Raw genomic sequence first — 6,088 nt, 5'->3', positions numbered from 1 at the left:
CACCCTCCCCGATCCCCATGGCGGTAAACATCGCGGGCACCAGGCGTTTCAGCGCGGCGCGTCAGTCGGCGGCCGGGGCGAGGGCGCGGACGGCCTCGGGTGGGGAGAGGCCGCCGCCGGGGAGGATCGCCAGGAGGGGTGTGGTGAGGCCGTTGTCGGCGTACTCGCGGACGCGGGCCCGGCACTCGGCCGGGGTGCCGTGCACGACCAGGTCGTCGACGACCTCGTCCGGGATGACCTCCAGGGCCTTCTGGCGGTCGCCGGCCGCCCACGCCTCGTTCATCGGGCGCAGCGCCTCGCCGCGGCCGAGCCACTCGTGGTAGGCCCGGTAGACGGGGACGGTCATGTACGCGGCGATCATCCAGCGGCCGATCGCGCGGGCCTCCTCCGCGTCCCCGGACGGGCAGACGAACAGCCGCGCCAGCAGCTCGGGCCCGTCGCCGAGGACGCCGCGGACCGTCCGGACGTCCTTCGGCGCCAGCCAGTTGGTGATCGCGCCGTCCGCTTCGCGGGCGGCGAGCCGCAGCATGCCGGGACGCAGCGCGGCCAGGACGATCGGCGGCGGCGCGGCCGGGGGCGTCTCCAGCCTGAATCCCTTGACCGTGAAGGTGTCGTACTCCTCCTTGACCTTCTCCCCGGCGAGGGCTTTGCGGAGGAAGCGCAGCACGTCGCGGGCGCGCTTGTACGGCTCCTCGAACGGGATGCCGTTCCAGCGCTCCACGATCGTGTCGGACGAGGTGCCGATGCCGAGCACGAACCGTCCGGGCGCGAGGTCGGCGAGGGTCGCGGCGTGCTGCGCCAGCAGGGCCGGGCCGCGGGTGAAGACCGGCGCGATCGCGGGGCCGAGCCGCAGCTCGGGGGCCCACTGCGAGGCGAGCGCCAGCGGGGTGAACGCGTCGGCGCCGCCCACCTCGGCCGACCAGGCGTCGGTGTAGCCGAGGGCCGGCAGCTCCGCGATGAGCTCGCGGTGCTCGGCCAGCGGGAGCCCGTTGAGCGGAATGGTCAGTCCCCAGCGTGACATGCGTCCCCCTGTGTCAGGTGATCTGCTTCAGGCGATGGATGAGCGGATGGTGGAGCCGCCGTCCACGACCAGCGTCTGCCCGGTCATCCAGGACGACGCGTCGCCGGCGAGGAAGACGGCCGCGCTCGCGATGTCCTCGGGCTCGCCGATGCGGCCGAGCGGTGTGCGCCTGCCGAACTCCTCCTCGTTGTTCTCCCACAGTGCGCGGGCGAGGTGGGTCTTGACCAGCCCCGGCGCGATGCAGTTGACGCGGACCTTCGGCGCCAGCTCCATCGCGAACTGCTTGCTGAGGTGGATGACGGCGGCCTTGGTCGCGTTGTAGTAGCCGATCCCGAGCTCGGTGACCAGGCCGCCGACGGACGCGATGTTGACGATGGCGCCGCCGCGCTCGGCCATCGACGCGCGCAGCGCGAGCCGCGTCCACTGGACGACCGCGAACTGGTTGACCTCGACGGTCTTCGCGGCGGCGGACGGCTCGATGTCGGCCATCGGCCCGAAGTAGGGGTTCGTCCCGGCGTTGTTGACGAGGACGTCGAGGCCGCCGAACTCGGCGACGGCGGCGTCCACGCAGGCCGCGGCCGCGTCGGCGTCGCCCACGTGCGCGGCCTTCGCGAGGACGCCCGCGCCCGGATGCGCGGCGGTGATCTCCTTGGCGGCCTCGTCCAGCGCCTCCTGCCGGCGCGAGGAGAGGACGACGTTGGCGCCCTCGGCGGCGAGGGCGGTGGCGATCGCCTTGCCGATCCCTCGGGAGGCCCCGGTGACCAAGGCCGTCTTTCCCTGAAGTCCAGTCCGCATCCGCACTCTCCCTACCTCTGGGCACGTAGCAGAATCCGACTCGGTTCACTGTACCGAAGTTACTGACGCGTCAGTCAGCTCTTGCGGTGCCGACCGTCCCGCTCACCGGACACCCCGCCGGTCCGCGTGGCCGCGCGGAGTTAACCTGCGCCGGGACGAGACGAGGGAGGCAGCGTGCGCGCGACCAAGGAGCGCCGTCCGGCGATCGAGGGCTGGTTCACCAGCGAGGACGGCGGCGTCCGGCTGCTGGGCACCCGCTGCGCGTCCTGCGGCACGCCGTACTTCCCGCGCAACGAGCTGGCCTGCCGCAATCCCCAGTGCACCGGGCCGAAGGACGGCTCCGAGCTGGAGCCCTACGCCCTGTCCCCGCGCGGCCGCATATGGTCGTACGCCGACGCCCGCTACCGGCCGCCGCCGCCGTACGTGTCGCCCGACCCGTTCGTCCCGTACGCGGTCGCGGCCGTCGAGCTCGAAGCCGAGCGCATGGTCGTCCTCGGGCAGGTCGCGCCCGGCCACACGGTCGACGATCTCGCCGTCGGCATGGAGGTTGAGCTCGTCGAGGGCACCCTCTACGAGGACGACGAAGCCGAGTACACCGTCTGGATGTGGAGGCCCGTCCGATGAGCCGCGATGTCGCCGTGCTGGGCGCGGGGATGCATCCTTGGGGGAAGTGGGGGCGCAACTTCGTCGAGTACGGGCTGGTCGCGGCGCGTGCCGCGCTCGCCGACGCCGGGGTCGCGTGGCCGGACGTCCAGTACGTGGCGGGCGCCGACACCATCCGGAACGGCTATCCGGGGTTCATCGCGGGGGCGACGTTCGCGCAGGCGCTCGGCTGGTCGGGCGCGCGGGTGTCGTCCAGCTACGCGGCGTGCGCTTCCGGCGCGCAGGCCATCGACACGGCGCGGGCGCGGATCCTCGCGGGGCTGTGCGACGTGGCGCTGGTCGTGGGCGCCGACGCCGCGCCGAAGGGCTTCTTCAAGCCGGTGGGCGGCGACCGTCCCGACGACCCCGACTGGCTGCGGTTCCGGCTGCTGGGCGCCACCAACCCGATCTATTTCGCGCTGTACGCGCGGCGCCGGATGGCCGTGCACGGCGCGACGCTGGACGACTTCGCCGCCGTGAAGGTGAAGAACGCGCGGCACGGGCTCGCGAACCCGAACGCCCGGTACCGCAAGGAGGTCGCGCTGGAGGACGTCCGCGAATCCGCCGTGGTCGCGGACCCGCTGCGGCTCCTGGACATCTGCGCCACCAGCGACGGCGGCGCCGCGCTCGTCCTGACCTCGATGGACTTCGCGCGGCGGCACGGCGTCTCCGATCCGGTGCGCATCTCGGGGCTGTCCACGGTGACGCCGACGTTCCCGAAGACCGTCCTGGACCTGCCCGACTTCGCGACCGACTCGGCCATGACGGCGGAGCAGCCTGAGCGTCCCTTCCGGTCCGCGATCGCGGACGCCGCCTACGAGGAGGCCGGGATCGGGCCGGACGACCTGTCGCTCGCCGAGGTGTACGACCTGTCCACCGCCCTGGAACTCGACTGGTACGAGGACATCGGCCTGTGCGAACCCGGCGGCGCCGAGGAGCTGCTGCGGTCGGGGGCCACCGCGCTGGGCGGCCGTGTCCCGGTGAATCCGAGCGGCGGGCTCGCGTCCTTCGGGGAGGCGATCCCGGCGCAGGCGATCGCGCAGGTGTGCGAGCTGACATGGCAGCTGCGCGGGCAGGCGGACGGCCGCCAGGTCGAGGACGCCCGGACGGGCATCGCCGTGAACCAGGGCCTGTTCGGGCACGGCTCGGCGGTCATCGCCGTCCGGTGATCACTTGGCGGTGAAGCCGTCGCAGCCGAGGTAGTAGGCGTCGCCGTTGGGGTGGACGCGCATCCACACGATCGTCCACACGCCCGGCCGCAGCTCCGTGGCCGCGCCGGCGCCCGAGCCGTCCCACCGGAAGTCCCTCGGGAAGGTGAGGTCGAGGTAGCCGTCGCCGGCCGGATACGGGTGCGGCTTGCTCTGGACCCAGCCGGGACCGGCGCTGCCATGCGGCCCCGGCGGACGGACCTGGGCGGCCACATAGAAGTTGGACGGCCGCTGGTACTTGAAGCGCATCCCGAACTCGACGGACTCCCCCGCGTGCGGCTGCCGCGGCGCGGACACCTGAAGGTCGCCGGCGTACCTCTCCTCGGCCTTCTCGACGCGGACGCTGGGCAGGCAGACGCCGTCCTTCGGCGAATACTCCGTGGCCTGGAAATCCGCGGTCGGCAGCTTGACGAGGATCCCGTCCGGCGGGGGGCCGTTGGGGTTGGGCGTCTGCCCGGCGGGCGAGCCGCCGGGCTTCGTGGCGGGACCGCCGTTCGCACCCTGACCGCCCTGACCGGAAGGCGTCCGGTTCGCCCGGTTCCCGCCCTCGTCGCCGTTGAAGATGGAGCGCGCGGCGAACGCGCCGCCGAGGACGATCACGACCACCCCGGCGGCCGCCGCGATGACGGCGGCGCGCGAGCGCAGGGGCGCGGCGCCGCCGGTGGTGGTCGTCCGGGTGCGGTCCGGCGGGACGAGGCCGGACGCGGCGGCGTCCGCGACGCTGGCGGGCACCGGCTGCGGCACGCCCACGACCCGCCGGTAGACGGGGTCGTCTGCGAGGGCGACGGTGGACGCGGCGATCTCCAGCAGCCGCTCCAGCGAGATCCGCGAGCCGGGCTCCTTCTGCGCGCACAGCCGGACGAGTTCGGCGACGCGCGGGTCGGCGCCGTCGAGGTCGATGTCGCCGTTGAGGGTGCGGTGGATGATCGCCTCGATGCGGCCGCCGCCGAACGGCGGGCGTCCCGTCGCGGCGTAGGCGACGGTGCCGGCGAGCGAGAACACGTCCGACGCGGGCACGGGCTCCTGCTCGCGGACGACCTCGGGCGCCACATATCCGGGGGTGCCGTTCCACGCGCCGGTCTGGGTGATCTGCGTCTGGCCCTCGCCGCGCGCGATGCCGAAGTCGATCAGGCGCGGGCCGTCCGGCGCGAGGATCACGTTGCCGGGCTTGAGGTCGCGGTGCTGGACGCCCTGCCGGTGGATCTCCAGCAGCCCCTGGGCGAGGGCGGCGAGCAGCCGCAGGCAGGTGTCGGGCGGCAGCGGGCCGTGCTCGGCGACGGCCTGGCGGAGCGTCGGGCCCGGGACGTACTCGGTCGCGAGCCAGTAGGGCGGGGCGTCCAGCCCGGCGCCGACCATCGCGGCGGCGAACCGGCTGCGCACCCGCTCGACGGTCGCGACCTCGCGGCGGAAGCGGGCGAGCGCCTGCGGGCCGTCGAAGTCCTCGCGGATCACCTTGAGGGCGATGTGGCGTCCGCCGCCGGTGAGACCCAGATACACCTGGCCCATGCCGCCGGCGCCGATGCGGGCGATCAGGGGGTACCCACCGATTCCGGCCGGGTCCTCGGGGCGCAGCGGTTCCACGGTCAGAAGTCGTCCTCTCGTGTCTCTCGTGCGCGCATGGCGCGCATGCTCTCATTTCCGGCGGCCCGGCGGCCACTCGAAACGGCCGAACCGGACGATGTCCGAAATGTTGCGATGTGACCGAAGTCACCGCCCGGAATCCGTGTGACCTGCGGCGTAGCGGTCAGGTCCCAGGGTGTCGCCCTTGCGGCGGCACGAGCTCCGGGAACGGCCGCCGCGGCCGGGGGGACCGCCGCGGCTGTTCCCGGACTACACCGGGCCTGCTCCCTGATTACACGGGGCCGGGCCCGCGGACGTCCTAGGGGAGCTTTCTGATCTCCTCGATGACGCGGGGCATGGCCTCGTTGTTGTGGTGGATCCAGTCGAGCAGGACGGCGACCTGCTCGTCGGTGTAGGTGTCGAGGCGGTCGCGGAAGGCTCGGCCGATCGGCTCGAAGTAGCGGCCGAACCGGGCGACGTTCTCCTCGACGAGCTCGACGATCACGCGGCGGCGGTCGTCGGGGTCGCGGGTGCGCCGGACGTAGCCCGCCTTCTCCAGCCGGTCGATCACGGCGGTGATCGCGCCGCCGGTCGTGATGCCCATGAGCTGCGCGAGCTGGCCCGGCGTCTGCGGCCCGTCCAGCTCCAGCGCGTTCACGCACTGCGCGTCGGTGACATTCATGCCCGCCTTGCTCGCGGTCGCGTGGTGCAGCAGCACCGTGAACATCGTGCTGCGCTGCATCGCCATCTGCAGCTCGCCCGCCATCCGCTCGCGCTCCGGGGTCGACACGGCCACCCTCCCACTAATTACTCGCATATAGAGAGGCTCATTTCAAGAGCGACTCTCCACGGGAGAGCCTAG

6 protein-coding genes are annotated in these 6,088 nt (G+C 73.0%); 2 read left to right on the top strand and 4 right to left on the bottom strand.

Annotated features, from left to right (window positions below; all coding sequences use genetic code 11):
* Positions 1 to 61: 61 nt before the first annotated feature.
* On the bottom strand, positions 62 to 1,021 hold the full coding sequence (locus E1287_RS10740) for an LLM class F420-dependent oxidoreductase (RefSeq protein ID WP_131964726.1): 960 nt from the start codon (positions 1,019 to 1,021) through the stop codon (positions 62 to 64).
* A 27-nt stretch (positions 1,022 to 1,048) separates the two neighbouring features.
* On the bottom strand, positions 1,049 to 1,816 hold the full coding sequence (locus E1287_RS10735) for an SDR family oxidoreductase (RefSeq protein WP_131964725.1): 768 nt from the start codon (positions 1,814 to 1,816) through the stop codon (positions 1,049 to 1,051).
* Positions 1,817 to 1,990: 174 nt separating this feature from the next.
* Here E1287_RS10735 and E1287_RS10730 point away from each other — a divergent pair, with 174 nt between their 5' ends.
* Positions 1,991 to 2,440: an OB-fold domain-containing protein gene (locus E1287_RS10730; protein WP_207934128.1), complete on the top strand. Its 450-nt coding sequence runs from the start codon at positions 1,991 to 1,993 to the stop codon at positions 2,438 to 2,440.
* Positions 2,437 to 3,627, top strand: coding sequence for a lipid-transfer protein (locus tag E1287_RS10725; RefSeq protein ID WP_131964724.1), 1,191 nt, complete (start codon positions 2,437 to 2,439; stop codon positions 3,625 to 3,627). The genes E1287_RS10730 and E1287_RS10725 overlap by 4 nt, the downstream gene beginning before the upstream one ends.
* On the opposite strand, the gene E1287_RS10720 is transcribed toward E1287_RS10725, so the two are convergent.
* The gene (locus E1287_RS10720; RefSeq protein ID WP_131964723.1) at positions 3,628 to 5,247 is read right to left on the bottom strand and encodes a serine/threonine-protein kinase; all 1,620 of its coding nucleotides are present in this window, start codon (positions 5,245 to 5,247) and stop codon (positions 3,628 to 3,630) included.
* Between the two features lie 298 nt (positions 5,248 to 5,545).
* Entirely contained in the window at positions 5,546 to 6,016 is a 471-nt protein-coding gene (locus tag E1287_RS10715; protein WP_207934127.1) for a MarR family transcriptional regulator, read from the bottom strand.
* Positions 6,017 to 6,088 lie beyond the last annotated feature (72 nt).

This window comes from Actinomadura sp. KC06, assembly GCF_004348735.1.
Lineage (GTDB): Bacteria > Actinomycetota > Actinomycetes > Streptosporangiales > Streptosporangiaceae > Spirillospora.
The sequence above is the reverse complement of the archived record's forward strand: the minus strand, read 5'-3'. Positions and strand labels throughout refer to the sequence as shown.